The sequence below is a fragment of the Caulobacter sp. FW305-C-30-S16 genome, assembly GCF_058783025.1.
In genome coordinates, this window is sequence record NZ_JBYSYH010000002.1 from 693173 (window position 1) to 719309 (window position 26137).

Genomic DNA, 26137 nt, shown 5'->3' on the forward strand with positions numbered 1-26137 from the left:
GTCCCCATGCGCATCCTGCTCGTCGAGGATGATCCCGATCTGTCGCGGCAGCTGAAGCTGGCGCTCGGCGACGCCGGTTACGCCGTCGATCACGCCGCTGACGGCGAGGAAGCCCACTATCTGGGCGAGGGCGAGCCTTATGACGCCGTGATCCTCGACCTCGGGCTGCCCAAGATCGATGGCGTGTCGGTGCTGGAGCGCTGGCGGCGGGACAACATCGCCATGCCCGTGCTGATCCTGACCGCGCGCGACAACTGGAGCCAGAAGGTCGCCGGGTTCGACGCCGGCGCCGACGACTATCTGACCAAGCCTTTCCACACCGAGGAACTGCTGGCCCGGCTGCGCGCGCTGCTGCGCCGGTCGGCCGGCGTCGCCACGCCGAACCTGGCGTGCGGCGGTCTGCGGCTGGATCCGCGTTCGGCGCGGGCGTCGGTGAACGGCGAGCCGCTGCGGCTGACCTCGCTGGAATACCGGCTGCTGCACTACATGATCATGCACCAGGGCCGGGTGATCAGCCGGACCGAACTGGTCGAGCACCTTTACGATCAGGACTTTGACCGCGACTCCAACACCATCGAGGTGTTCATCGGCCGGGTGCGCAAGAAGATCGGACCCGATCGCATCGAGACCGTGCGCGGCCTGGGCTATCGGCTGACGCCGCTGCCGGGCGAGCCTACCGAGTGAAGCTCCCTGGCCTGGGCCGCCGTTCGCTGGTCGGCCGGCTGGTTCTGCTGGCCGCCGGCTGGAGTCTGGCGGTCCTGATCGTCACCGGCCTGTCGCTGACCGCCTTCTTCCAGCAGGCCGCGCTGAGCCGGTTCGACCTGGATCTGGTCTATCTGATCGAGGACCTGAACGCCGGGATCAGCGTCGACGACGGCGAGGTCCGGGCGCCGCCCCTGACCGACACCCGAGCGCTGCGGGCCTATTCCGGCCGCTACTGGCAGATCGCCGAGCCTGGTCCGAACAACACCATCAAGATCATCGTCCGATCGCGTTCGCTGTTCGATCAGGAGCTGAAGATCCCCGCCGATGTGGTGGCGCAGGTCGCCGCCGCGCCGGCAAACCAGGTCTTCTATGCCGCCGAGGGGCCGCTCGATCAGTCGCTGCGGGCGACCGCCATGCAGCTGAATCTGACGGGTCGGACCGCGCCCGTGATCCTGATGGCCGCCGAGGATCGCGCGCCGGTGGACCGGGAGGCCCGGCGGTTCGCCGCGCTGACCGCCGGCGCCCTGGTGATCATGGGCGCCGGCATCCTGGCGGCGGTGTGGATCCAGGTGCGGGTCGGCCTGCAGCCGCTGTTCCAGCTGCGCGGCGAGGTGGCCGATGTGCGCAAGGGCAAGGTCGAACGGATCGTCGGCGACTATCCGACCGAACTGGAGCCGCTGGCCACCGAGCTGAACGCCCTGGTCGCGCACAACCAGGATGTTGTCGAGCGACAGCGGACGCATGTCGGCAATCTGGCGCACGCCCTGAAGACGCCCATTTCGGTCATGCTGACCGAAGCCACCCAGCAGCCAGGTCAACTCGCCGATGTCGTGTCGCGGCAGGCGGACGCCATGCGCAGCCATGTCGAACACCATCTGCGCCGCGCCCGGGCCGCCGCCCGATCGCAGAGCCATGGCGAGCGCAGCCTGGTCGAGCCCGTCCTCGACGAACTGGCCGTGACGATGGAGCGGATCTTCCAGGACAAGGGCGTCGAGATCGACTGGCGCTGCCCCGATGACCTCTGTTTCCGGGGCGAACGACAGGATCTGCAGGAGATCGTCGGCAACATTCTGGAGAACGCCGGCATCTGGTCGAAGGGGCGGGTACGGGCCATCGCCGTCGGCGTTTCGCCGGAGCGGCTGCTGATCACCGTCGAGGACGACGGGCCGGGTCTGCCCGCCGACCGCCGTGAGGAAGTGCTCAAGCGCGGCGCCCGCCTGGATGAAAGCGCGCCGGGGTCGGGGCTGGGCCTGGCGATCGTCGATGAGCTGGCGCGGGCCTATGGCGGATCGCTGGTGCTGGGCGACTCCGTGATGGGCGGCCTGAAGGTCGAATTGAGCCTGCCGCGAGCAGAATCCTGAAACACGCGTTTCGGGATCCGTTAACCTAAATGGACGAGGGTTCCGCCTGAGACCTCAGGGGTCTGCGCGGCAGAGGCTCATGGCCGGACTCTCTCCACAGAAGATCGCAATGCTCAGGACGCTGGTTTCAGCGTCGCCGGACGAACTCGTGCGGACGCTGGAGCAGGCCATCGGCGCTGACGGCGCGGGCGGGCCGCTGGCCGCCATCGGCGCCATGGTTGAGGCCGAAGCCGCCGAGCGGGCCCTGAGGTATGCAGTCCTCGAACCGGTGGCGCCCCTGTTTCGCGCGCCGGTCGCCGGTGGCGGGCCGGCCTGGCCGAGAACCGCACTCAAGGCGATCTGGGCCGCGCTGAACGCCGAATCGCCCGCCCTGATCCGCGAGGCCTCGGACGCCCGTCACTACCTCGAGCCAGAAGACCCCAGTCCCGAGATCTTCGACCAGCTTTGCCTGCAGGCCGCCGAAGGCCTGCTCGAGGGCCGGTCGCCAGAGTATGTCGCCGCCGCCGAGGCGTGTGACGCCGCCGGCCCGGGCGGCGCCGCCGAGGTGATTCTCTGCCTGCGGATCGCGCCGATCGCGCGACCGATCTGCCGACAGCTGACGGACTGGATTCACCGCATCACCGAAGAACGGCGGGCCATCGCACGGCTCGCCTATCGCGACGCCACGGGGCTGGCTGACGGCGGGGGACCCCTGCTGTTCGAGATGCTGGCCGCGCAGCTGAGGCACCCGGAGATGATCCTGCGGATCGTTTCCGCCGTGATGGACCATCCCGCGGAGCGCTACCTCGCCGGTTCGGAACTGGCGCGGTTTGGCGAGCGCACGCTTGAAGAGATCGAAGCTCAACTCGATCTGCTGCGCTCCATTCAGCCGGGAGCCGGAATTGAAGCGGGACGGCGGGCCGGACTTGCCGTTCAGCGTGCGGTCGACGCCGTGGGCGAGCTCGAGGAAGCCGTGCAACTGTCCCGCGACGGCGCCTGGGGGCAGAGGCTGACCAAGCTCAAGCAGGCCCTCGCCGGCACCGTCGAAGTGCGTCTGCGCGAAATCGACGAGGCCGCCGCCCATGCCTTGCCGACCCAGAAACTACGCTACAGCGCCCGACTGTCCCGGACTGCGCCGAAGTTGACCGATCCGCCGGATGAACCGGCGATCAACTGGGCCACGGGCCTGCTGACCTTCGCCGAGACCGTCCGGCCCAGCGCGCCCGACGGCGGCTTCGGCGGCGTGCGGAAGAAGGTGCTCGAGACCCTGGGCAAGCGAATCGACCAGTACGTCGAGGACGTCCTGGAACAGATCCGTCTTGGCGAAGTCGAGGATGACGAACGGGCGCGCGAGTTTCTTGGCGTCGCCGCGACCCTGCTGGCGCTGGTGCGGGATGACCGGAGCGCCGCCATCGTGCGGCGACGGGCCGCAGCCGCCTGATCCGGGGCCGTTTGATCCAAATCCTCGCGCCGGATCGAATGATCCGCTAACAGGCGAGCATGTTCGCATTCTGGATCGCTGCAGCGTCCCTTTCAGCGGCGGCCGGCTGGCTGATGCTGCGCAACGCGCGTCTGGCTTCGGCCCGCGCCGTCGGCGAGGACCCGAGTCTGTTCGTGCATCGGCGGCAACTGGCCGAGATCGAGGATCTCGCCGCGCGCGGGCTGCTGCCTGAGGGCGAGGTGCGCGCCGCACGGGCCGAAGCGGGGCGGCGGCTGCTGGCCGTGGCCGAGGCCGCGCCGGCGACAGCGCCTGCAGCGATCCCCGGCGGGCATCGTCTGGTGCTCGGGCTTGCGGTGGTCGCGCCGATCCTGGCTGTCGGCCTCTACAGCGTGGTCGGCGCGCCCGGCGTCTCGGACCGGCCGTTCCGTCAGCGTCTCACCGAATGGCGCCAGGCCGATCCCGCCACCCTGAACCCGCCGCAGATGGCCGCCCTGATCCGGTCCATCGTCGTGGAACGGCCCAACGATCCCGAAGGCTACAAGAACCTGGCCCTGGCCGAGATGGCGTCCGGCGACGCCATGGCCGCGTCGAGCGCGCTGCGCCGGGCCGTGGCCCTGGCGCCGAAGCGCGCCGACCTGTGGGCGGCGCTCGGCGAGACCTTCATGGCCGAAGGCGAGGGCGAGATCGGCGTCGACGCCCGGGCCGCCTTCGCCGAGGCGCTGCGGCTGGACCCCGGTTCGCTGAGCGCCCGCTATTTCCTCGCCCGCGCCGATATCGCCGACGGCAAGCTCGCGCAGGGTCTGGACGGCTGGCGCGCGCTGGCGGCCAGCCTGCCGGCCGATGATCCGTCGCGGCTGGCCCTGACCGGTGAAATCGCGGCGGTCGCCAAGGCCGGCGGTCTGCCGAAGGCGCAGCCCGCCCCCGCACAGCCCGACGCCGCCGCCATCCGCGGGATGGTCGAGGGACTGGCCTCGCGGCTGGAAGCCTCGCCCAACGACCCGGAGGGCTGGGTGCGGCTGGTGCGGGCCTGGTCGGTGCTCGGCGAGACGCAGAAGCGCGACGCCGCGCTGGCGCGGGCGCGGGCCCTCTACAAGGACAAGCCGGACATCATGAACGCGCTGGACGAGGCCGCCCGATGAGCTTCTGGCCGAAATCACGCACCGCCCGCCGGCGGCTGACGATCCTGCTGGCGATCGCGCCGGTGCTGGCGCTGGCCGCGGGTCTGACCCTGTGGGGTCTCTCCGACTCCATTTCGCTGTTCTACACGCCCGCCCAGGCCAAGGCCGCAAACGTGGCGCCGGGCCGGGCTGTCCAGCTCGGCGGGCTGGTGCTGCCCGGCAGCGTGGTCAAGCATCCCGACGGGCGGGTCGAGTTCGTCATCTCCGACAAGGAAGCGACCGCGCCGGTCAGCTATCGCGGCGACCTGCCCGATCTGTTCCGCGAGGGGCAGGGCATCGTCGCCGAGGGCTCCTTCGATGCGGCGGGCCAGTTCCAGGCCAAGCGGGTGCTGGCCAAGCACGACGAGAAATACATGCCGCGCGAGGTCTCCAAGGCGCTCAAGGACCAGGGCGAGTGGCGGGGAGACGGCGCCGCGCCGTCCTATGACAAACCATGATCGTTGAATTCGGCGCCTTCGCGCTGGCGCTGGCGCTCGCGCTGTCGTTCGCCCAGGTCGGGCTCGGGTTCGCCGGGGCGCGCCGACCGATGCTGGCCGGGGCCGGCGAGGGGGCCAGCGTCGGGGCGTTCCTCGGCGTCGCGCTGGCGTTCGCGGCGTTGGTCGCGGCTTTTGTCGCCTCGGACTTTTCGGTCGCCAACGTGGCGGCCAACTCGCACACGGCCAAGCCGCTGCTCTACAAGATCGCAGGCGCCTGGGGCAGCCACGAGGGCTCGATGCTGCTGTGGTGTCTGATCCTGACGGGGTTCGGCGCTACGGTGGCTGTCTGGGGCAGGGGCCTGCCGCCGAGCCTGAAGAGCCGGGTTCTGGGGGTGCAGGGCCTGCTGGGCGTGCTGTTCCTCGCCTACACCGTGTTCGCCTCCAACCCGCTGGCGCGTCTGGCCGAGGCGCCGATCGAGGGGCGGTCGCTCAATCCGCTGTTGCAGGATCCCGCGCTCGCCTTCCATCCGCCGTTTCTCTACCTGGGCTATGTCGGGTTCTCGGTGGTGTTCTCGTTCGGCGTCGCCGCCCTCATCGAGGGCCGGGTCGACGCCGCCTGGGCGCGCTGGGTGCGACCCTGGACGCTGGCGGCCTGGAGCTTCCTGACCGTCGGGATCGCGCTGGGGTCCTTCTGGGCCTACTACGAACTGGGTTGGGGCGGCTGGTGGTTCTGGGACCCGGTCGAGAACGCCTCCTTCATGCCCTGGCTGATCGGCGCCGCCCTGCTGCACTCCGCCATTGTCACCGAGAAGCGCGGGGCGCTGTCCGGCTGGACCGTGTTCCTGGCGCTGGCCGCCTTCACCTTCTCCATGCTCGGCGCCTTCCTGGTGCGGTCGGGCGTGCTGACCAGCGTGCATGCGTTCGCCGTGGATCCGACGCGGGGCGTGCTGCTGCTGTCCATCCTTGGCGTATCCTCGGGCGCGGCCTTTGCGCTGTTCGCCTGGCGGGCGCCGGCGCTGGCGCCGGGCGGAGTGTTCGCTCCGGCCAGCCGCGAAAGCCTGATCGTGCTCAACAACATCCTGCTGACCGCGGCCACGGCCACGGTGCTGCTGGGCACGCTGTTCCCGCTGATCCGCGAGGCCATCGGCGGCGAGACCGTCTCGGTCGGGCCGCCCTATTTCAACCTGACCTTCGCGCCGTTGATGGCGCTGGCCATGCTGGCGCTGCCGTTCGGGCCCCTGACCGCCTGGAAGCGGGGCGACATCGTCGCCAGCGCCGACCGGCTGAAGCTGGCCGCCGCCGTCGCCGTGTTGGCGGGCGCGACCGTCTTTGGCGTAATGAGCCCGCGCAAGGCGCTGGCCAGCGCCGGGATCGCGCTGGGCGTCTGGCTGATCGCCGGCGTCGCCGCAGAGATCGCCGAACGGACAAAGGCGTTCAAGGCGCCGTGGCCGGAGGTCCGGCGTCGCCTGACGGGTCTGCCGCGCGGGGCCTGGGGCATGACGCTGGCGCACGCGGGACTGGGCGTGTTCATTCTGGGCGCCTGTTTCGAGACCACCTGGAAGGTCGAGTCGGCCCAGGCCCTGAGCCTCGGCGGGCAGCTTCGTCTCGGCGCCTTTGAGCTGACCCTCAAGGACGTCCGCACCGTGGACGGCCCCAACTACCTCGCCGAGCGCGGGGAGATCAGCGTGACCCGGCGTGGCGAAAGCGTCTGCACGCCGCGGCCGGAGCGCCGGTTCTACACCGCCGGCCGGCAGAGCACGTCCGAGGTCGCGTTGTGCAACCTCGGCTTCAGCCAGATCTATGTGGTGCTGGGCGAGCGGCGCGCGACCGCCGCGGGCCAGCCGGCCTGGCTGGTGCGCAGCTACTTCAACCCGTGGGTCCAGCTGATCTATCTGGGCCCTCTGCTGATGACGCTGGGCGGGCTGATGTCGTTGTCCGACCGGCGGCTGCGCTTCGCGGTGGGGAAGAAGGCATGACCGGACGGCTGTTCCTGCTTCTGGCGGCGATCTTCAGTCTCGCCGCCGCCTCCGACCCGTCCGAGCGGCTGGCCGACCCGGCGCAGGAAGCGCGGGCGCGGGCGCTGTTCAGCCAGGTGCGATGCCTGGTCTGCCAGAACGAGTCGATCGACGATTCCACCGCCGAGCTGGCCGGCGATCTGCGCAAGGTCGTGCGCGAGCAGGTGGCCGCCGGGCGGTCCGACACGCAGGTGAAGGCCTTCCTGACCGCCCGCTACGGCGAGTTCGTGTTGCTCAAGCCGCGCTTCAGCCTGGGCAACGCGGCGCTGTGGCTCGCGCCGTTTCTGGCGGTTCTGGTCGGGGTCGGGATGCTCGCAACGCGCTGGCGGCGCCGCGAAGCGACACAGGAGCTGACCGGTGACGAAGAATCGCGGCTGGCGGCCTTGCTGGACGACGAAGCCCCGTGACACGATTGCGCCGTGATCGGGCCTCAGAAACGCAGGCCGGATGACGGAAAGATAACTTGAGCGCCTTTGAGCGCTTTGGCATCGACTTCAGCAAATCACCCCGCATCGCGCGGGACAGGAACGGAACACAGATGGTCGCCAGGAAGACCGGATTTATTGTCGGCGCCGTCGCGGGCGCGGGTGTCGCCGCCGCCGCGCTGGCCGGCGTTGGTTTGCGTATGGCCCCGGCGCAGGCCGCCGAGCCCACACAGTTGATCCGCACGGCGAACGCCGGGCCGCTGATGTTCGCGCCGCCGCCGGGCGCGCCGATGTCGTTCGCCGATATCTTCGAGAAGGTCTCGCCCGCCGTCGTGTCGATCGACGTGACGTCGCGGGTGAACGCCGGCGCGCTGCGGATGCCGAACTTCCCGTTCGGACCGAACGGCAAGCCGGGCGAGCAGGATGAAGAGCGGGAGGACCCCGGCGCGGGCCGTCCGCGTCAGCAGTCGTCCGGGTCGGGCTTCCTGATTTCGGCCGACGGCTACATCGTCACCAACAACCACGTCATCGAGGGCGCGGACGAGATCACCGTCACGCTCAAGGACGGCCGCGAGCTGAAGGCCAAGCTGGTCGGACGCGACGAGAACACCGATCTGGCCGTGATCAAGGTCGAGGGCAACGGCTTCACCTTCGTCACCTTCGAGAACGCCGGCAAGCCGCGCGTCGGCGACTGGGTCATCGCGGTCGGCAACCCGTTCGGCCTCGGCGGCACCGCCACGGCCGGGATCGTGTCCGCCTACGGCCGGAACCTGAACGACGACAGCAGCCAGTTCGTCGACTACGTGCAGATCGACGCGCCGATCAACCGCGGCAACTCCGGCGGGCCGACGTTCGACGTCTATGGCCGGGTGATCGGGGTCAACAGCGCCATCTTCTCGCCGACGGGCGGCTCGGTCGGCATCGGCTTCGCCATTCCCGCCGACGTCGCCGACAGCATCACCAAGCAGCTGATCAGCGGCGGCAAGGTCGTGCGCGGCTACATCGGCGCGCAGATCCAGAACTTCACGGCCGAAATGTCCCAGGCCATCGGCCTGGGCGACCTCAAGGCCGCCGTGGTCAAGGCCGTGACGCCCGGCGGGCCGGCAGCCAAGGCCGGACTGATGGTCGATGACATCGTGCTGTCGGTGAACGGCGTGAAGGTCGAATCCTCCACCGCCCTGACCCGCGAAGTCGCGCGCGGCGCCGCCGGCTCGACCCTGCGGCTGGAAATCCTGCGCGACGGCCGGGCGCGGACCATCGACATCCGCTCAGGCGTCCGCCCGTCGAATGAGGAGCTGGCCAGCACCCTGCGGCCTGACGCCGAAGGCGCCGCGCCGGGCAAGCCGCCGACGACTCCGGGCGTCACGCGCGTCCAGGTCCTGGGCATGGGCCTGGTCCCGCTCGATGCCGCAGCGCGCAAGCGCTACAACATCGGCTCGGAGGTCCAGGGCGTGCTGATCGACAGCCTGCGGGCCGATTCCGACGCTTCCGAGCGCGGCATCGCCGTCGGCAATGTGATCACCTCGGTGAACCTGAAGGCCGTTCGCACGCCGGCCGACGTGGCCGCCGCCGTGGACGCCGCCAAGAAGGCCGGCCGCCCGACCATCCTGCTGTCGGTGCTGTTCCGGGGCCAGCTGGCTTCGGTGCCGGTGAAGGTCAACTAAAGCGCTACGCGACCCTCCCCGGAGCCTTGCGCTTCGGGGAGGGCTCGCCGTCACGATCGGGCGGCGCATTACACTATCGTATGTTGAGGTCGCCGCGCGGTACGCGGTAGTTTCCCCGACGTCGGCGGATTCTTCCCGCCGTGGCGCCGGGGCGAACCATGCGAATCCTGATTATCGAGGATGATATCGAGGCGGCCGAGGCGATGGCGCGCGGGCTGGGCGAGGCCGGCTATGACTGTGTCCACGCCGCCGACGGCGCCGCGGGTCTGGCCGAAGCCCAGAAGGGCGGGTTCGATGTCCTGATCGTCGACCGGATGATGCCGAAGATGAACGGCGTGGAGGTGGTGTCCACCCTGCGCCGCGAGGGCGATGCGACGCCGGTGCTGTTCCTGTCCGCGCTCGGCGAGGTCGGAGACCGGGTCGACGGCCTGAAGGCCGGCGCCGACGACTATCTGGTCAAGCCCTACGCTTTTCCCGAGCTGATCGCCCGGGTCGAGGCCCTGTCGCGTCGGCGCGAGACCGGCGCGGTCGCGACCACCCTCAAGGTCGGCGATCTCGAAATGAACCTCATCGCCCGGACCGTGCATCGCGGGACGACCGAGATCGACCTGCAGCCGCGCGAGTTCCAGTTGCTGGAATTCATGATGCGCCACGCCGGCCAGTCGGTGACCCGCACGATGCTGCTGGAGAAGGTGTGGGAATACCACTTCGACCCCCAGACCAACGTCATCGACGTGCACATCTCGCGACTGCGCTCGAAGATCGACAAGGGCTTCGACCGGCAGATGCTGCAGACCGTTCGCGGCGCCGGCTACCGGCTCGACCCCTAGCGGGCTGACCAGAGCCCATGCGTCTGCCCCGGATCTTCCGCACCACGCCCTTCCGGCTGACGCTGCTGTTCCTCGCCATGTTCGCCGCGGCGGCGGCGGCATTCCTCGCCTATGCCTATCTGGCCACGGCCGGGGAGGTGACGCGGCGCGCCGATGACGAAATCCGGCGCGAGATGAACTCGCTCGAAGCCATCTATCGCCGGGGCGGGGTGTCATCGCTGAACCAGGCGCTGATCGAGCGCGCCGTGGGCGAGCGGCCGTTCCTGTATCTGCTGCTCGACACCCGGGGCGAGCGGATCACCGGGTCTATCGAGGAATCGCCGATCGGCGACATCGAGGCGCCGGGCGAGAACTGGACCACTTTCCAGGTCACCGACACCGACATGGACGGCGGCGAGGTCAAACGGCCGGCGCGCGGGATGCAGGAACGCCTCACGGGCGGCGAGACACTGTTCGTCGGCGCCGACGTCGGCGAATCCGAGGGGTTCGTCACCGGCATCGTGCGGGCGCTCTGGGGCGCCGGCGCGCTGGTGATCCTGCTGGGGCTGGCCGGCGGGGTGCTGGTCAGTCGCAACGTCAGTCGCCACATGGCCGGCCTCAACGAGACGATCGCCGCCGTCCGGGCCGGGGACCTGAAGGCCCGGGCGCGGGTGCGCGGGGCGCGGGACGAGTACGACGAGCTGGCCGAGGGGCTGAACGAAATGCTCGACCGGCTGGAACGGTCGATGGGCGGGCTGCGGCACGCGGGCGACGCGATCGCCCACGATCTGCGCTCGCCGCTGACACGGCTGCGGGCGCGGATGGAATCGGCGCTGATCGAGGTCGAGGCCGGCAAGGGCGACCCGAAGCAGGCGTTGATCCAGGCGCTCGACGACGCCGACAATGTGCTGACCACCTTCAACGCGGTGCTGGCCATCGCCCGGCTGCAGGCCGCCGGCAGCGCGCCGGACCAGACGCTGTTCGACCCCGGCCAGCTGGCCGCCGACATGGCCGAGCTCTACGAGCCGCTGTGCGAGGAGAAGGGCATCGACTTCAAGGCCGAGCTGATCCCGCAGCTGACCGTCAAGGCGGCGCGGCCGATCCTCGCCCAGGCCCTAGCCAACGTCATCGACAACGCCATCAAATACACCCCGCCCGGCGGGGCGGTGATGATGCGGGTGCGGCGGCGGTCGTCGGGCGAGATCGAATTCTCGATCACCGACAACGGCCCGGGCGTTCCGCTCGAGGATCGCGCCCGCGTGGTGCAGCGGTTCGTAAGGCTGGAAAACAGCCGCAGCGAGCCGGGATCGGGTCTCGGCCTGTCGCTGGTGGCGGCTGTCGCCGAAGCGCATGGCGGCCGGCTTGAGCTGGACGAAGGGCCCGGCGAGTACGACGGTTTCGGACCAGGCTTGAGGGTGGCGCTGGTGCTGCCGCGGGTCGAGTAGCGCCCGGGGGGCGATGGCGCGAGGGGACCAGATGAACAGAGCGATCGACCGTCGGCGATTGGTGCTCGGCGCGGGTGCGCTCGGCGGACTCGGCCTGGCCGGGTGTGCGACCCGGCCGATCGCCGCACCGGTCGCCCCGGCAGCCGGCCTGATCGCTGCTCCGACCCTGATCGCGCCGATCCGCGCCGACATGCAGCGCATCTCGCGCGTTACCGTCTGTCTCCGGCCGTTTCGCAAGGCCGGGCCACGCATGGATGTCGAGACCGTCGGCGACAAGCGTGTCGTGCACAACTACGGCCACGGCGGCAGCGGATGGTCGCTGTCCTGGGGTTCCGGCACGATCGCCGCGCGCAACGCCCTGTCCGGCGGCGAAAGGGACATTGCGGTGCTCGGCGCCGGGGCCCTGGGCCTGACCACCGCGACGCTTCTGCAACAGGCGGGCGCCAACGTGACCATCTACGCCAAGGAGCGGATGTTCGAGGCCCGCTCGTCGCGCGCCACCGGGACCTGGTCGCCGGACTCGCGCATCGCGGCGGAAGGGTCGGTCGCACCCGGCTTTCCCGCGCTGTGGGAGGAGATGGCCCGGACCTCATACCGGACCTTCCAGACCTGGCTGGGGCTGCCCGGTGACCCGGTGCAATGGCAGGACCGCTACGTGCTGCTCGACAAGGATCTGGGTCCGGGCGCCGAAGACCCGCCCAACAACGACCCGGTCAGGTTCGTCTACTATGGCGACCGCATCAGCGATCTGCGCCATCGTGGCGCGACACTCGCCCCAGGCACGCATCCCTTTCCGGTCGAAAGCGCGCGCCGTGGCTCGGCCATGCAGTTCAACATCGCCGCCTACGCCCGGCTGCTGACCAGCGATTTTCTCATGGGCGGCGGGAAGATCGAGACGCGCGAGTTTCACACCCCCGCCGACCTCGCGCCGTTGAAGCAGAAGGTGGTGGTCAACTGCACCGGCTACGGCGCGCGCGCGCTTTGGAAGGACGAGTCGATCGTGCCGGTGCGCGGACAGATCACCTGGCTTCTGCCCCAGCCTGAGGTGAACTACGGCCTGCTCTATAACGACGTGATGGTTGTCTCGCGGCACGATGGCATCGTGGTGCAGTACCTCGGCGAGAGCGAGATGGACGGCTATGGCGACGACGACGAAACACCCGACCCCGCAGAGACCGAACGGGTGATCAAGCGGCTGGCCGATCTCTATTCAAGGTTTCCCGCCCGGCGTTCCTGACAGCTAGAGTGGCGACATGAGTGCGCTCGCCAGCCGACTCGCCCCCTGCGGCCCCGTGAACGACGCCAAGGCGGCGGAGCGAACCCTTGAGATCATTGGCGAGAAGGTCGGACAGGCCGAGGCGATCGAGGCGGCCCGCGCCGCGCTGGCGCCGGTGTTCGGCGCCTCGCCCTATCTCGCCGGACTGGCGCGGCGGCGGCCGGCCGCGCTGCGCGAGACCCTTGAGCGCGATCCTGACGAGCGCCTGGCGGATATTCTCGCCGCCACCCTGGCTGTCGCGGACGAGCCGGACGAGGACGTCGGACGCAAGGCGCTGCGCGATCTCAAGGCCGACCTTCATCTCCTGACCGCCCTGGCGGATCTCGGCGGGGTCTGGGATCTGGACGCCGTGACCGGCGCGCTGGCGAGGTTCGCCGACGCCGCGCTCAACGCAGCGGTCGCCCTGACCGCACGGGCCGAGATCGAGCGGGGGCGGCTGGTCGCCGTGGCGCCCGGGCCGGCAGGGCCGATCCCCGGGCTGATGATCATCGCCATGGGCAAGCACGGCGCCTTCGAGCTGAACTACTCCAGCGATATCGACATCAGCTTCTTCTACGAGCCCGAACGGCTGCCGCTGGCCGAGGGCGTGGAGGCCGGAGATGTCGCCGTGCGGATCGCGCATGGCGTGGCGCGCACGCTGCAGGACCGCACCGCCGACGGCTATGTGTTCCGGGTGGACCTGCGGCTGCGGCCGGATCCGTCCTCGACGCCGCCCGCCGTGCCTGCGCCGGCCGCGTTCGCCTACTACGAATCCGTCGGTCAGAACTGGGAGCGGGCGGCCTTCATCAAGGCGCGCGCGGCGGCCGGCGACATCCCCGCCGGCGAGGCGTTCCTGGAGGAGCTGAAGCCGTTCATCTGGCGCAAGAATCTCGACTTCGCCGCCATCGCCGACATCCATTCGATCAAGCGCCAGATCCATACCTACAAGGTCGACGACCGGCTGACCGCCAAGGGCGCGGACCTGAAGCTGGGACGGGGCGGGATCCGCGAGATCGAGTTCTACGTCCAGACGCAGCAGCTGATCCTCGGCGGGCGACACCCGGATCTGCGCTCGTTCCGCACGCTGGACGGGCTGGCCGCCCTGGCCGCCGCCGGCCATGTGACGCCTCAGGCGGCCGAGGCGCTGTCGAAGGCCTATCGCGAGCTGCGGGCGCTGGAGCATCGCGTGCAGATGCTGGCCGACGACCAGACTCACCGGCTGCCGGAGTCCGACGCTGACCGCAAACGCGTGGCGGCCCTGTGGGGCATGGACAACCTGCGCAGCTTCGACGCCGCCGTCGGCCGCATCCTGAAGGGCGTCAACGCCATCTACGGCGAGCTGTTCAAGGGCGAGGAAGAGCTGTCCTCGCGGTTCGGCAGCCTGATCTTCACCGGCGTCGATGATGATCCCGCGACGCTCGCTACGCTCAAGCGGATGGGGTTCTCCAACCCGCCGCAGGTGTCGCAGACCATCCGCGGCTGGCATCACGGCCGGATCGCCGCGACGCGGACCGAGCGGGGTCGCGAGCTGTTCACCCGGCTGGCGCCGCGTCTGCTCGACGCCGTGCAGGCGACCGGCGCGCCGGACTCCGCCTTCAACCGCTTCGCCGACTTTTTCGGCGGCCTGTCGTCGGGCGTGCAGGTGCAGTCGCTGTTCCTGGCCCAGCCCCGGCTGTTCGAGCTGATCGTCCAGGTGATGGCCTATGCGCCGCAGCTGGCCCAGACGCTGGCGCGGCGCCCCGCGGCGCTCGACGCGCTGCTCGACAGCGCCTTCTTCCGGCCGTTCGAGGACGGGCAGGGGGCCGAAGCGTTCCACCAGGCGCTGGGCCGGGCGGAAGGGTTCGAGGAGGCGATGGACGCCGCCCGCCGGGTGCATCGCGAGCAGGCGTTCCGCGTCGGGGTTCAGGTGATGAGCGGCACCGCCAGCGCCGCCCAGGCCGGCGCCGCCTTCGCCGATCTCGCCGACCTTTGCATCCAGGGCCTGGCCGAGGCCGCCCTCGCCGAGACCGTGCGTCAGGGGGGCGCGTTCGAGGGCGATGTGGCCGTGGTGGCGCTGGGCAAGTGTGGCGGCCGCGAGATGACCGCCCGGTCCGACCTCGATCTGATGACGCTCTACCGGTCCGTCGATCCGGCCGGGATGTCCGCCGTGAAGGGCTGGAGCGCCGATGTGTTCTACGCCCGCTTTACCCAGCGGCTGATCGCGGCCCTGTCGGCGCCGACCGGCGAGGGCGGCCTCTATGAGGTCGACATGCAGCTGCGCCCGACCGGCAGCAAGGGGCCCGTGGCGGTCAGCCTGAAGGCGTTCGAGACCTACTACGACCGGGAGGCCGAGACCTGGGAGATGCTGGCGCTGACGCGGGCGCGGATCGTCTGGTCCAGTTCAGCCGCCTTCGCCGACGAAGCCGCCGGCGCGGTCGAAGCCGCCCTGCGCCGGCCGCGCGACGCGGCGCGCACCGCCGCCGACGTGCGGGAGATGCGCGCCCTGCTCGAGGCCGAACGGCCGCCGTCCGGCTTCTGGGACCTCAAGCTGACGCCGGGCGGGCTGGTGGATGTCGAGTTCGCCGCGCAGCACCTGCAGATCATCCACGCGGCGGCCGGCGGCCCCCTGGCCCAGAACACCGGCGCGGCGCTCGCCGCCCTGGATGCCGCGGGGCTGGGCGATGCCGCCGCGCTGGCCGATCTGGGCGAGGCCTGGCGGCTGCAGCAGGACCTGTCACAACTGCTGAAGCTGGCGCTGGAAGACAAGGCGGACCCCGACGAGGAGCCGAAGGGGCTGCAGGCCCTGCTCGCGCGGGCGGGCGGCGCGCGCAGTCTTTCCGACCTGCGCAAGAGGCTCACGACGGGCCGCGACAAGGCGCGCAGGGCCTTTGAGCAACTGACTCGCCCCTGAGGCGACGGAACGCCGATCAGGCGGCGTTGAAGCTGCGGGGCGTATCAAGGAGCATCTGACCCATGAAGACGATCACACTCGCCGCCGTCCTGCTGACCCTGTCGGCCGGCGCGGCCCTGGCCCAGGGCGGCCCCGGCGCCCGGATGGACGTGAACGGCGACGGCAAGGTCACCCAGGGCGAGTTCACGAACGCCCGCGTGACGATGATGATGCGCGCCGACGCCAACAAGGACGGCAAGCTGAGCAAGGCCGAGCTCGAGACCGGCATGACCGCCATGCGCAAGGGCGGCGGCGGCGCCGGCAAGGGCGGCGGGATGATGTTCGGCATGATGGACGCCAACAAGGACGGCTTCCTAACGCGTCCGGAAATCGAGAAGATGATCGAGCGCCGCTTCCAGCGCATCGACGTCAACGGCGACGGCGCGTTGAGCTCCAGCGAGATGGCCGCCATGCGCGGGGGCCAGATGGGCGGCGGGGGTGGCGGCGGCCGGTGATCTCCAGACTTGCCAGACGGCGGGCCGGGGGGCGCGCTGGCGGTGTGGAGAGACGATTGGCGACGGACGGCGATCCGGACCAGGAGCTGATAGCGCGCGTGGGGCGCGGCGATCCGGCGGCCGTACAGGCGCTGGTGGCCCGCAAGCTTCCACGGATGCTTCAGCTCGCCCACCGCATGCTGAACGACGCCGCCGAGGCGGAGGACGTGGCCCAGGAGGCGTTCCTGCGGGCCTGGAAGCAGGCGCCGACATGGCAGCCCGGGGCCGCGCGGTTCGACACCTGGCTGCATCGGGTGGCGCTGAACCTCTGCTACGACCGGCTCCGTCGGCGGCGCGAAGTGACGATGGCCGAGCCGCCGGAGCAGGTCGATACCGGACCGGCGGCCGACCGCGGGCTGCTGGCCCGGGACACCGGCCGCCGCGTATCGGCCGCCCTGGCCGAGCTTCCGGACCGCCAGCGCGAGGCTGTGACGCTGTGCCACTACCAGGAACTGACCAATATCGAGGCCGCCGCCCTGATGGGCGTGACGGTGGATGCGCTGGAAAGCCTGCTGGCGCGAGGGCGACGGGCCCTGCGCGCCGCGCTGGCGGACCTGAGGGAGTAGGACGATGAACCTGGACCGTTTCCAGACCCTGGCCGACGCGTTCGGCGGATCGATCACTCGCTGGCCCGTGGACGTGCAGGACGCGGCGTTCGCCTTCACCGCGGCGTCTCCGGACGAGGCGGCGCTCGCGCTGGCCGCCGCGCGGGACCTGGACGATGACCTTGACGGCGCCGAACGGCTCTCGCCCGGCGCGGCGCTTCGCCAGCGGATCATCGACGCCGCGCCGACGGCCCGCCGGCCATTGCGCACGCCGTTCCAGCGCTGGCTGGCCGGTGCGGGTGTCGGCGCGGGCCTCGCCGCGGCCACGGCGGCGGGGCTGATCGCCGGCGTCAATCTGTCCGCAGCCAGCGCCGGCGAAGACGCCCTGCTGATGGCCGCCGCCTACAGTTCCGGGCTGCTGGTTGATGAAGGAGACCCCTCTTGACCCCACGCCGCCTGACGATCGCGCTGCTGGCGTCGCTGGCGCTGAACCTGTTCCTCGTCGGACTGGGCGTCGGCGCCTGGGCGTTGGGGCCGAAGCTGATGCAGCCGACGCCGGTCGTGGTCCAGGGGCCCGGACGCGCGCCTCTGCCTTTCTGGGCCAGCGCCCGCGCGCTGTCTCCGCAGTATCGTCCGGCTTTCAACGCCGTGCTGCGCCGGGCGTTGGCGGATACGGTGGGCGATATCCGCGAAGCCCGGAAGATCAAGCGCCGGGCCTTTGACGCCATGTCGTCGGGAGACTTCGACGCCGGCCAGGTGACCGCTGATCTCGATCGCGCACGAACCCTCGAACTGGGCGCGCGGGCCCGGCTGGAACGGGACATGGTCGCCTTCTCCGCCACCCTGCCGCCCGATGAGCGGGCGAACCTCGCCGAAGCCATGCGGGGCGCCATGACCCAGATGGTCAACCAGCGCTTCCAGCGTCAGTGGGAAAGCCGGCCCGCCGCTCCCCAGGCCGGGACGGACCCGCGGCCGGCGGAATAGGCGTCAGGCCGCGATAACGCCCTGCAGGCGGCGGATCGGCAGGATGAAGCTGACCGTCGTGCCCTCGCCGGGGGTGCTGTCCATTTCCAGCGCGCCCTCGTGCAGTTCGATCAGCGACTTGGTCAGGGCCAGACCCAGGCCCGTGCCCTGGGTGGTCTTGCTGTGCTGGCTCTCGACCTGCTCGAAGGGCTGGGCCAGGCGTGAGAGGTCTTCCTTGCTGATGCCGATCCCGGTGTCCGTCACCGAGACGCGGACCCGCTCGCCGAGTGAGTCCTGCCGGACCTCGGCGCGCACGGTCACGCGACCGCCGCGCGGGGTGAACTTGATCGCGTTGCTGAGCAGGTTCAGCAGCACCTGTTTGACCGCCCTGTAGTCCGCCTCGATTTCCGGCAGGAACGGGAAGTCGACCGTCAGGAACAGGCCGGCCGCCTCGGCGCGGTTGCGCACCAGCCGCACGGCGTCCTCGGTCACTTCTTCCAGGTTCAGCGGCTCGAACTTGAGGTTCATCTTGCCGGCTTCGATCTTCGACATGTCGAGGATGTCGTTGATGAGCGCCAGCAGGTGCTGGCCGCTGTTGTGGATGTCGCCCGCGTACTCCTTGTAGCGCGGGTCGCCGAGCGGGCCGTACATCTCGGCGATCATGATCTCGCTGAAGCCGTTGACCGCATTGAGCGGGGTGCGCAGCTCATGGGACATGTTGGCGAGGAACTCGCTCTTGGCCTTGTTGGCGGCCTCGGCGCGGACCTTCTCGTTCTCGTACTTGCGGGCCAGCTCGGCGAGCTGCTCCTGGCTTCGTTCGAGGCTGACCACCGCGTTCTGGAGCTGCTCTTCGTTGAGGCGCCGGGCTTCTTCCTGGGCCTTCACGGCGGAGATGTCGGTCGCGGTCATCACCAGGCCGCCCTCGGCCGTGCGCCGCTCGGAGATCTGCACCCAGCGGCCGTCGTTGAGTTCGGCCTCGCGGATGCCGCGGACGCCCTCCGGACCGGCGATCTCCTGTTTGATCGCCAGCTGGACGAAGCGGTTCACATGATCGCGCGCGGCCCCTGGCTTGAGCACCTTCGGCTCAAGATTGAAGACGCTGCGGTAGTTGCGGTTGCACATCAGCAGGCGGCCTGAGCGATCCCAGAGCACGAAGGCCTCTGAAACGCTCTCGATGGCGTCGCGCAGGCGGTTCTCGGCGGCCTGGGCGCGGGCCTGGGCGAGGCGTTCCTCGGTGACGTCGAGCGCCACGCCGATGATCCGGTGGTAGCCGTCCTCCCCGGCCTGGCCGAGGCCCTGACCCCGGGCGTCGATCCAGATCGACTTGCCGCCCTGGCGGTCGGGCACGCGGAAGGACACGTCGAAGGCGCCGAAGCTGGCGGCATGGGCGAGGGACTGGCGAACCCGCTCACGGTGATCGGGCGCGACCCGGTCAAGCACCTCCTGGCCGCCGACGACGCCGCCGCCGCCCCAGCCGAAGATGACTCCGGTGACGTCGGACATGAACACCTGGTCGTTGACCAAGTCCCATTCCCAGATGCCGCACCGCGCCGCCTCGACCGCCATGCGGAAGCGTTGCTCGCTCTCGACGAAGGCCCGATGGGTGGCCTCTGCCTTGCGGCTCTGGGAGAACAGCAGCAAGGCCAGCGCGATGCCGATGCCGAGCGGCACCAGCAGCGAGACGATGCCGTCGATGCGAGCTTCGTTGGCCTGCATCACGCTGATCGGCGCGGCGGCGGCCATGGCCACCAGCAGACCGCCGGCGACCGGGCGGCTGGCGACATCGACGATGCCGCCGTTCGGCTGCCGCCCGCGCACCAGCAGGTCCGTGCGCAGATCCGAGAGCGCCAGACCGAAGGCTTCCTGGGCCGTCGAGGCCTGGGCGGCGCCGCCGGGCCCGATGCTGACCATGAGGCGACCGTCCGCCGTGGCCACCGCGGAAGAGCCTTCATCGTCGGGGCCGGTCGGCAGTCTGGCCCTGTCCTCGGTCGTCAGGATGACCGCACGACCGGGCACGACCCGGGCGATGTACAGGCGAAGCGGGTCCCCGGCGGCCGTGCCGATCCACAGGCTGCGGCCTGAAGCCTCGGCCTGCCGCGCCGCGCCCTTCCAGTCCGCGCCGTCGGCCCGCCCGGACGCGGCGGCCACGGTGTCGCCCGTGACGACCGCGGCGGCGGCGACGCCCGGACCAGCCGCGCGCAGGGCGCCCTCGGCCGCGTCGATCGGGCGGTCCGCAGAGCGGTTCAGAAGTTCATAGCCCGTGGCGAGGCCGCCGCTACGCTGGGCGATGCGGGCGTCGAGCCGGGCGGCGAGGATCTGGGCGACGGCGTCCGGTCCGCCGGCGCCCTCGTGCGACACCCAGCCGCGCTGCAGCCGCATGACGCCGAAGGCCGTGTAGACGCCCAGCAGCACGACCGCCGCCAGAATGACGATGCGCACAAAGGCGCCGGACGAGGCATGGCTCTTCGACGCGGCGAAGGATGGCTCGCCGGCTACTGCTGCCTTGCGACGCTTGCCCGCCAACCTCAGTCCCCAAAACCCGAGTCAGTTACCCCGTAGGGGGAATCTTAGGGGCGCGGAGTCCCGGCGTCACGGACCAATGGCGATTTCTCCCCAGTCTCGGTCACATGGCCGCGGATCGTGGTCCGGCGGACTCACCTGGCGGACCCTCCGGGTGGTGTTTCCGGCGCAATCGCCTAGAGAGAGACGCCCGCCGCGAGGTCCCCGACTCCATGACGACGAACGCCCTGTCCCTTCGGCATGCGCTGCTGGCCCTGGCGGTCATGGCGGTCTGGGGATCCAACTTCGTCGTCATCCGCGTGGGGCTGGATCATCTGCCGCCGCTGCTGTTCGCCACGCTGCGGTTCAGCGTCGCCTTCCTGCCTGCCGCGCTGTTCCTGAAAAAGCCGGATGTGCCGTGGCGCAATCTGGCGGCCTATGGCGTGCTGATCGGCGCAGGACAGTTCGGTATGCTGTTCCTGGCCATGAAGGGTCATATCTCGCCCGGTCTGGCGTCGCTGGTGGTGCAGACCCAGGCGTTTTTCACGATCGCCCTGGCCATGCGGATCAGCGGCGAAAAGGTGCGGCCCTTCCAGTACGCGGCCCTGGCGCTGGCCGCGGCCGGGATCGGCGTGATCATCTGGCGGACGGACGGATCGGCGACGCCTCTGGGCATCGGCCTGGTGCTGCTGGCCGCGCTCGGCTGGGCCGGGGGCAACCTCGTCGCGCGCCGGACGCCGAACGTGAACATGCTGGCCTATGTGGTCTGGGCGAGCCTGTTCTCTATTCCGCCGTTGCTTGCGTTCTCGCTGGTGTTCGAGGGCTGGCCGGCGATCCGGACCGGGCTTGTGAAGGCGGACGCCGTCACCTGGGCGGCCGTGGTCTGGCAGGCCGTCGGCAACACCATGTTCGGCTATGCGATCTGGGGCGGGTTGCTCGCGCGGTATCCGACAGCGACCATCGCGCCGATGTCGCTGCTGGTGCCGGTGTTCGGCATGGCGGCCTCGGCGGTTTTCCTGCACGAGGCGCTGCCGGCGTGGAAGCTCGCGGCGGCGGGACTGGTGATGGCGGGGCTGGCGCTGAACACGTTCTGGCCTCGCATTCAGAAGATGCTCCCCACGCGTGGGGAGCTGTCAGGCGGAGCCTGACTGAGGGGAGTCGGTGCACGGACACCCCTCCACCGCCTCCGGCGGTCCCCCTCCCCGCGAAGCGGGGAGGATTGAACGTCGCTAGGCCAGCGCCTTGCTCGCCAGTTCGAACACGTTCTTCGACAGGCCCTCGACCGCAACGATGCGCTCCAGTTGCGCCTTCATCAGCGCGCCCAGCTCAGGCCGGTAGCGCCGCCAGCCGCCGAGGGGTTCGACGAAGCGGGCGGCGGTCATCGGGTTGACCGCGTCCGTGGCGATGATCTGGTCGGCCAGGAAGCGATAGCCGGCGCCCGACGGATCGTGGAACCGGGCCGGGTTAAAGCCCGCGAAGGTCCCGACCAGCGCCCGCAGGCGGTTGGGGTTGCGGCGATCGAAGTCCGGATGGACCGTCAGGCCGAGCACCCGGCCCAGCGCCTCTTCCGAGGACTCGCGGGCCTGGATGGCGAACCACTTGTCGAGCACCAGCGGCTCGTCCTTCCAGCGCGCATGGAAGGCCTCGAGGGCCTTCTCGCGCGCCTCGCCGCCCAGCTCCATCAGGGCCGCCAGACCGCCGATCGCGTCGGTCATGTTGGCCGCCGTCTCGAAGTGGCGTGCGGCGATGTCGGCGTTCTCCGCGTGATGATCGACCGACAGCAGGTCGAGCGCCGCGTTGCGAAGGGCGCGGCGGCCGGCGGCCTCGGCGCCGGGCGAGAACGGGCCGCTGTCGCTGAGGCCCGCGTGCAGTCGCCGCAGATCATCGCCCAGATGCACGGCCAGCCGCACGCGCAGATGGTCGCGGGCGTCGTGGATCGCCTGCGGATCGGCGGGGCTCATCGCCAGGGACAGGTCGCCTTCGGTCGGCAGGGCCAGCAGCAGCGCCTTGAACGCCGGATCGGCCGCCTGGTCGCCCAGCGCGCGGCCCATGGCCTCGGCGAACCGTTCTTCGGCCACCTCGTCCGGCGCGCCCTTCGCGCGCTTGAGGATCAGGTCCTTCGCCAGGCCCTGGCCCGCTTCCCAGCGATTGAAGAGGTCGGGATCGGCCGCCAGCAGGACGTAACGGTCCTTTTCCGGTGAGTCCGTCGTCAGGTTCACCGGCGCCGAGAAGCCGCGCAGGGGCGAGATCACGGGGCGGGCCGGAACGGGCAGGGTGATCGTCTGCTCGGCCTGTTCAAGGATGATCAGGCATTCCTCGCCCATCGGCCGACCGTCGTCGTGGAGCATCCCCAGGCGGACAGGGATCGGCAGGGCCGACTTGGACGGCTGGCCGGGCGTCGGGGCGGTCGTCTGGCGCAGGGTGATGGCGACCGATCCGGCGGCCGCGTCATAGGCCGTCGTCAGGTCGACAGCCGGCGTGCCGGCCTGTTCGTACCAGCGGAAGAAGTCGGTCAGGTCGCGGCCTGACGCGTCTGCGAAGCACTGGATGAAGGCCTCCACCGTCGTCGCCTCGCCGTCGTGGCGGGTGAAGTAGAGATCCATGCCCTCCCGGAACGCGTCCGCGCCCAGCAGGGTCTTGAGCATGCGGATGACCTCGCTGCCCTTCTCGTAGATCGTCGCAGTGTAGAAGTTGTCGATCTTCAGATAGCTCGACGGCCGCACCGGGTGGGCGAGGGGGCCGGCGTCCTCGCTGAACTGCCGGGCGCGCAGGGCCTTCACGTCCTTGATCCGCTGGACCGCCTCGCCGCGCATGTCGCCGCTGAAGGACTGGTCGCGGAAGACCGTCAGGCCTTCCTTCAGGCACAGCTGGAACCAGTCGCGGCAGGTGATCCGGTCGCCGGTCCAATTGTGAAAATACTCGTGGGCCACGACGCTCTCGATGCGCTCGTAGTCCATGTCGGTGGCGGTGGCGGAGTCCGCCAGCAGCAGCGCCGAGTTGAAGATGTTGAGGCCCTTGTTCTCCATGGCCCCGAAGTTGAAGTCGCGCACGGCGACGATCATGAACAGGTCCAGGTCGTACTCGCGGCCGAAGGCCTCCTCGTCCCACTTCATCGAGCGCTTGAGGCTGTCCATGGCGTACTCGGCGCGGGCCGACATGCCCGGGTCGACGTAGATGCGCAGGTCGACCGTGCGGCCGGTCATGGTCACGAAGCTGTCGGCCAGTTCGTCCAGCTCGCCGGCCACCAGCGCGAACAGGTAGCAGGGCTTGGGGAACGGGTCGTTCCAGACCGCGTAGTGGCGACCGTTGCCGAGATCGCCGCCCTCGACCCGATTGCCGTTGGCGAGCAGGCGGTGGAACGCCGTGTCCGCCTCCATCCGCACGGTGTAGCGGCTGAGCACGTCCGGGCGGTCGAGGAACCAGGTGATGCGCCGGAAGCCCTCGGCCTCGCACTGGGTGCAGAACCGGCCGCCGGACATGTAGAGCCCCATCAGGGCCGTGTTGGCCCGCGGGTCGATCTCGACCTCGGTTTCCAGCGTGAAGGCCGCGGGGAGATCGGTGAGCGTCAGGACCGCCGCCGTCGCCTCGTAGGGATGGGCGACGCCGTCGACCGCGACGGAGATCGTCTTCAGGCCCTCGCCGTCGAGCGCCAGGGGCTCGGCGTGGTCGCCATTGCGCCGGACCGTGAGCCTGGCCTTCACCCGGGTGGCCGACGGCTCCAGGCCGAAGTCGAGGAACACCTCGTCGATCAGGTAGGCGGGCGGCCGGTATTCGGCCAGACGGACGGGCTGGGGGGCATCTGTGCGCATGGGAGATATCTAGGCGCGCGGAGGGGGCGAGGCCAGCAGCGCGGGCGACAAATCCGCTCAGCCGCCCTCGACCCAGACCGTCTTCACGTTGACGAATTCCAGCAGGCCGTGACGGCTGCATTCACGGCCGTGGCCGCTGTGCTTGACGCCGCCGAACGGGAGGCGGGCGTCGGACCGGACGTTGGCGTTGACGAACGCCATGCCGGCGTCGAGGTCCCCGGCCGCGATCCGTTCGCCGCGGGCCAGGTCGGACGTGATCACGCCGGAGCCGAGGCCGAACGGCGAGGCGTTGGCGATGCGGATGGCGTCGGTCTCGTCCTTCGCGCGGATGATCGCCGCGACCGGCCCGAAGACCTCCTCGTCATGCGCCGGCTGGCCGGTCGCCACATCGGTCAGGACCGTGGCCGGGTACCAGGCGCCGGGCTTGTCCGGTCGCTCGCCGCCCAGCAGCAGGCGCGCGCCCGCGGCCAGACTGGCCTCGACCTGGGCGTGGATATCGTCGCGGGCGGCGATGCTGACCAGCGGGCCGAAACGGGTCGCGGCGTCACGCGGATCGCCAGGCTGGAAGGCGCTCATCTCGCGCACCAGCGCTCGCTCGAAGGCCGGCGCGATGCTCTCGATCACCACGAACCGCTTGCCCGCGATGCAGCTCTGGCCTGCGTTGACCATTCGCGCCGTGGCGCAGACCTTCGCCGCCAGCGCGATGTCGGCGTCCTCGAGCACGAGGTAGGCGTCGGCGCCGCCGAGCTCCAGCACCACCTTCTTCAATGCCCCGCCGGCGACCGCCGCGACCTTGCGCCCGGCCTCGACGCTGCCGGTCAGGGTGACGGCGGCCACGCGATCATCCTCGATCAGGGTCTGCACATCGTCGCTGGGGATCAGCAGCGTGCGGAAGATGTCCTCGGGAAATCCCGCTTCGCGGAACACGTCTTCGATCGCCAGCGCGCAGCCCGGCACGTTGCTGGCGTGCTTGAGCAGCGCGCCGTTGCCGGCCATCAGCGCCGGCGCGGCGAAGCGGAAGACCTGCCAGAACGGGAAGTTCCAAGGCATCACCGCCAGCACCACGCCCAGCGGATTGAAGGTCGCGTAGGCCTTCGCGCCCTCGATGGCGGCGGGTTCCGGCGCCAGGAAGGCTTCGGCGTGCCCGGCGTAGAAGTCGCAGCCGCCGGCGCACTTCTCGATCTCGGCGCGACCGTCGGTCAGGGTCTTGCCCATCTCGGCGGTCATCAGGGCGGCGTAGAGATCCTTGCGGGCGCGCAGCACGACAGCCGCCCGCCGCATGAGCCGGGCGCGCTCGGCGAAGGCCGTTCGTCGCCACGACCCGAAGGCGTCATGGGTGCGGCCAAGGATCGAAAGGGCGTCGTCGCGGCTGTGACCGTCGTACGTTTCCCCGGGTAGACCGGTCGCCGGGTCAACGGTCTGGAAGCGGGGATTGGCGGACATGAGCGACTCCTGCGGGTTGATCGCAGAACGCGCCCCGCAGGCCTGTCGTTCAAGTCACAACAGTCAGGCCGCGCTGCTTTCGCGTCGCGACCCTTCGGAGGCCGCGGCGGGAATTTCCTGGACGTAGCGTTCGATGACGGCCGCGCGGCGGGCCAGTTCGGCGACGACCGGCGGGGCGTCTTCCGGCGACTCCGAGACCAGGGCGATCAGCTCGCGGGCGATCGCCTGCAGGCGCGGGGCGCTGGCGATAAGGCGGGCCTGGCGCTCCATCCTGTTCGGGTCGCGGTCGTACTCGGCGCCCGGCGTGCGCCAGCCGCCCCAGTCGCTCGGGTCGGTCACCACGACCGGATAGGTGCCGGGGAAGGGATGGTGCGAGCAGTCGCCTTCCTGCTGCCATTTGTTCTTGGCGCGCATCAGCCGCCAGCCTTCGCCCGGCAGTTCGCCGTCAGCGTCCTCTACACGGTCTTCGGGCCGAAGCTCATGGGCGTGAAACTCGCGGCCGAGCCCGACGTCGTAGGTGACGCGCACCGGCTCGTCGAAGCCCTTGGCCCAGATGGGCACGATCCTGTCGATGGTCGCCCAGGCGCCGACGCTCTCGACCCACACCTTCTGGTTCTTCTGAAAAACGGCCTTCGCCATGCATCCACGCCATCATTCTGATTGGTCGTGCATAAGAACCTGAATTCATTGACGCGAGGTCAATCTTTCCCCACGCGGAAAGCCCGCTACATTGCGATCCCAACGAGACGCGCGAACCGACGC

General features: G+C 70.1%; 21 protein-coding genes. 17 read left to right on the plus strand and 4 right to left on the minus strand.

What is annotated here, in order from left to right:
* The first annotated feature begins 6 nt into the window (after positions 1 to 6).
* From AC3WJT_RS10410 to AC3WJT_RS10485, 16 genes are all read left to right on the plus strand, one after another.
* Complete coding sequence (locus tag AC3WJT_RS10410) at positions 7 to 684, plus strand: response regulator transcription factor (RefSeq protein ID WP_492343045.1); 678 nt, start codon at positions 7 to 9, stop codon at positions 682 to 684.
* Positions 681 to 2066 (plus strand): ATP-binding protein, encoded by a 1386-nt coding sequence (locus tag AC3WJT_RS10415; protein WP_492343046.1) that lies wholly within the window; start codon positions 681 to 683, stop codon positions 2064 to 2066. Before AC3WJT_RS10410 ends, AC3WJT_RS10415 begins: the two co-directional genes overlap by 4 nt.
* Before the next feature lie 109 nt (positions 2067 to 2175).
* Positions 2176 to 3486, plus strand: coding sequence for a hypothetical protein (locus tag AC3WJT_RS10420; protein WP_492343047.1), 1311 nt, complete (start codon positions 2176 to 2178; stop codon positions 3484 to 3486).
* Between the two features lie 59 nt (positions 3487 to 3545).
* Positions 3546 to 4625: a c-type cytochrome biogenesis protein CcmI gene (gene ccmI / locus AC3WJT_RS10425; protein WP_492343048.1), complete on the plus strand. Its 1080-nt coding sequence runs from the start codon at positions 3546 to 3548 to the stop codon at positions 4623 to 4625.
* The gene (gene ccmE, locus AC3WJT_RS10430) at positions 4622 to 5101 is read left to right on the plus strand and encodes a cytochrome c maturation protein CcmE (protein ID WP_492343049.1); all 480 of its coding nucleotides are present in this window, start codon (positions 4622 to 4624) and stop codon (positions 5099 to 5101) included. Before ccmI ends, ccmE begins: the two co-directional genes overlap by 4 nt.
* A complete protein-coding gene (locus tag AC3WJT_RS10435; RefSeq protein WP_492343050.1) occupies positions 5098 to 7056 on the plus strand; it encodes a heme lyase CcmF/NrfE family subunit in 1959 nt (652 codons plus the stop codon). The genes ccmE and AC3WJT_RS10435 overlap by 4 nt, the downstream gene beginning before the upstream one ends.
* Entirely contained in the window at positions 7053 to 7502 is a 450-nt protein-coding gene (locus AC3WJT_RS10440) for a cytochrome c-type biogenesis protein (RefSeq protein ID WP_492343051.1), read from the plus strand. Before AC3WJT_RS10435 ends, AC3WJT_RS10440 begins: the two co-directional genes overlap by 4 nt.
* Positions 7503 to 7633: 131 nt before the next feature.
* Positions 7634 to 9184: a Do family serine endopeptidase gene (locus tag AC3WJT_RS10445; RefSeq protein ID WP_492343341.1), complete on the plus strand. Its 1551-nt coding sequence runs from the start codon at positions 7634 to 7636 to the stop codon at positions 9182 to 9184.
* A gap of 158 nt (positions 9185 to 9342) precedes the next feature.
* Positions 9343 to 10014 carry a response regulator transcription factor gene (locus AC3WJT_RS10450; protein ID WP_492343052.1) on the plus strand — a complete coding sequence of 224 codons (672 nt, stop codon included), beginning with the start codon at positions 9343 to 9345 and terminating at the stop codon, positions 10012 to 10014.
* A 17-nt stretch (positions 10015 to 10031) separates the two neighbouring features.
* Entirely contained in the window at positions 10032 to 11438 is a 1407-nt protein-coding gene (locus AC3WJT_RS10455) for a sensor histidine kinase (protein ID WP_492343053.1), read from the plus strand.
* A 31-nt stretch (positions 11439 to 11469) separates the two neighbouring features.
* Entirely contained in the window at positions 11470 to 12675 is a 1206-nt protein-coding gene (locus tag AC3WJT_RS10460; protein ID WP_492343054.1) for an FAD-dependent oxidoreductase, read from the plus strand.
* Between the two features lie 16 nt (positions 12676 to 12691).
* Positions 12692 to 15583, plus strand: a complete 2892-nt coding sequence (locus AC3WJT_RS10465) for a bifunctional [glutamine synthetase] adenylyltransferase/[glutamine synthetase]-adenylyl-L-tyrosine phosphorylase (RefSeq protein ID WP_492343055.1) — start codon at positions 12692 to 12694, stop codon at positions 15581 to 15583.
* A 62-nt stretch (positions 15584 to 15645) separates the two neighbouring features.
* The gene (locus AC3WJT_RS10470) at positions 15646 to 16077 is read left to right on the plus strand and encodes an EF-hand domain-containing protein (RefSeq protein WP_492343056.1); all 432 of its coding nucleotides are present in this window, start codon (positions 15646 to 15648) and stop codon (positions 16075 to 16077) included.
* A 56-nt stretch (positions 16078 to 16133) separates the two neighbouring features.
* Positions 16134 to 16682, plus strand: a complete 549-nt coding sequence (locus AC3WJT_RS10475) for an RNA polymerase sigma factor (protein ID WP_492343057.1) — start codon at positions 16134 to 16136, stop codon at positions 16680 to 16682.
* 4 nt (positions 16683 to 16686) lie between these two features.
* On the plus strand, positions 16687 to 17106 hold the full coding sequence (locus AC3WJT_RS10480; protein WP_492343058.1) for a hypothetical protein: 420 nt from the start codon (positions 16687 to 16689) through the stop codon (positions 17104 to 17106).
* The gene (locus AC3WJT_RS10485) at positions 17103 to 17645 is read left to right on the plus strand and encodes a periplasmic heavy metal sensor (protein ID WP_492343059.1); all 543 of its coding nucleotides are present in this window, start codon (positions 17103 to 17105) and stop codon (positions 17643 to 17645) included. The genes AC3WJT_RS10480 and AC3WJT_RS10485 overlap by 4 nt, the downstream gene beginning before the upstream one ends.
* Positions 17646 to 17648: 3 nt before the next feature.
* On the opposite strand, the gene AC3WJT_RS10490 is transcribed toward AC3WJT_RS10485, so the two are convergent.
* Complete coding sequence (locus AC3WJT_RS10490) at positions 17649 to 20147, minus strand: sensor histidine kinase (protein ID WP_492343060.1); 2499 nt, start codon at positions 20145 to 20147, stop codon at positions 17649 to 17651.
* A 209-nt stretch (positions 20148 to 20356) separates the two neighbouring features.
* Between AC3WJT_RS10490 and AC3WJT_RS10495 the strand changes: the two genes are divergently transcribed.
* Positions 20357 to 21271 carry an EamA family transporter gene (locus AC3WJT_RS10495; RefSeq protein ID WP_492343061.1) on the plus strand — a complete coding sequence of 305 codons (915 nt, stop codon included), beginning with the start codon at positions 20357 to 20359 and terminating at the stop codon, positions 21269 to 21271.
* Positions 21272 to 21352: 81 nt separating this feature from the next.
* Here AC3WJT_RS10495 and pepN read toward each other — a convergent pair whose 3' ends face one another.
* From pepN to AC3WJT_RS10510, 3 genes are all read right to left on the minus strand, one after another.
* Positions 21353 to 23932, minus strand: coding sequence for an aminopeptidase N (gene pepN / locus AC3WJT_RS10500; protein WP_492343062.1), 2580 nt, complete (start codon positions 23930 to 23932; stop codon positions 21353 to 21355).
* Between the two features lie 57 nt (positions 23933 to 23989).
* A complete protein-coding gene (locus tag AC3WJT_RS10505; RefSeq protein WP_492343063.1) occupies positions 23990 to 25375 on the minus strand; it encodes an NAD-dependent succinate-semialdehyde dehydrogenase in 1386 nt (461 codons plus the stop codon).
* Between the two features lie 63 nt (positions 25376 to 25438).
* Complete coding sequence (locus tag AC3WJT_RS10510) at positions 25439 to 26014, minus strand: hypothetical protein (RefSeq protein WP_492343064.1); 576 nt, start codon at positions 26012 to 26014, stop codon at positions 25439 to 25441.
* Positions 26015 to 26137: the final 123 nt, after the last annotated feature.

What these genes read in the sequence shown, in the direction of transcription:
- AC3WJT_RS10410 (WP_492343045.1), top strand. Translation starts at nt 7, where the DNA reads ATGCGCATCCTGCTCGTCGAGGATGATCCCGATCTGTCGCGGCAGCTG.
- AC3WJT_RS10420 (WP_492343047.1), top strand. Translation starts at nt 2,176, where the DNA reads ATGCTCAGGACGCTGGTTTCAGCGTCGCCGGACGAACTCGTGCGGACG.
- ccmI (WP_492343048.1), top strand. Translation starts at nt 3,546, where the DNA reads ATGTTCGCATTCTGGATCGCTGCAGCGTCCCTTTCAGCGGCGGCCGGC.
- ccmE (WP_492343049.1), top strand. Translation starts at nt 4,622, where the DNA reads ATGAGCTTCTGGCCGAAATCACGCACCGCCCGCCGGCGGCTGACGATC.
- AC3WJT_RS10435 (WP_492343050.1), top strand. Translation starts at nt 5,098, where the DNA reads ATGATCGTTGAATTCGGCGCCTTCGCGCTGGCGCTGGCGCTCGCGCTG.
- AC3WJT_RS10440 (WP_492343051.1), top strand. Translation starts at nt 7,053, where the DNA reads ATGACCGGACGGCTGTTCCTGCTTCTGGCGGCGATCTTCAGTCTCGCC.
- AC3WJT_RS10445 (WP_492343341.1), top strand. Translation starts at nt 7,634, where the DNA reads ATGGTCGCCAGGAAGACCGGATTTATTGTCGGCGCCGTCGCGGGCGCG.
- AC3WJT_RS10450 (WP_492343052.1), top strand. Translation starts at nt 9,343, where the DNA reads ATGCGAATCCTGATTATCGAGGATGATATCGAGGCGGCCGAGGCGATG.
- AC3WJT_RS10455 (WP_492343053.1), top strand. Translation starts at nt 10,032, where the DNA reads ATGCGTCTGCCCCGGATCTTCCGCACCACGCCCTTCCGGCTGACGCTG.
- AC3WJT_RS10460 (WP_492343054.1), top strand. Translation starts at nt 11,470, where the DNA reads ATGAACAGAGCGATCGACCGTCGGCGATTGGTGCTCGGCGCGGGTGCG.
- AC3WJT_RS10465 (WP_492343055.1), top strand. Translation starts at nt 12,692, where the DNA reads ATGAGTGCGCTCGCCAGCCGACTCGCCCCCTGCGGCCCCGTGAACGAC.
- AC3WJT_RS10470 (WP_492343056.1), top strand. Translation starts at nt 15,646, where the DNA reads ATGAAGACGATCACACTCGCCGCCGTCCTGCTGACCCTGTCGGCCGGC.
- AC3WJT_RS10480 (WP_492343058.1), top strand. Translation starts at nt 16,687, where the DNA reads ATGAACCTGGACCGTTTCCAGACCCTGGCCGACGCGTTCGGCGGATCG.
- AC3WJT_RS10495 (WP_492343061.1), top strand. Translation starts at nt 20,357, where the DNA reads ATGACGACGAACGCCCTGTCCCTTCGGCATGCGCTGCTGGCCCTGGCG.
- pepN (WP_492343062.1), bottom strand. Translation starts at nt 23,932, where the DNA reads ATGCGCACAGATGCCCCCCAGCCCGTCCGTCTGGCCGAATACCGGCCG.
- AC3WJT_RS10505 (WP_492343063.1), bottom strand. Translation starts at nt 25,375, where the DNA reads ATGTCCGCCAATCCCCGCTTCCAGACCGTTGACCCGGCGACCGGTCTA.
- AC3WJT_RS10510 (WP_492343064.1), bottom strand. Translation starts at nt 26,014, where the DNA reads ATGGCGAAGGCCGTTTTTCAGAAGAACCAGAAGGTGTGGGTCGAGAGC.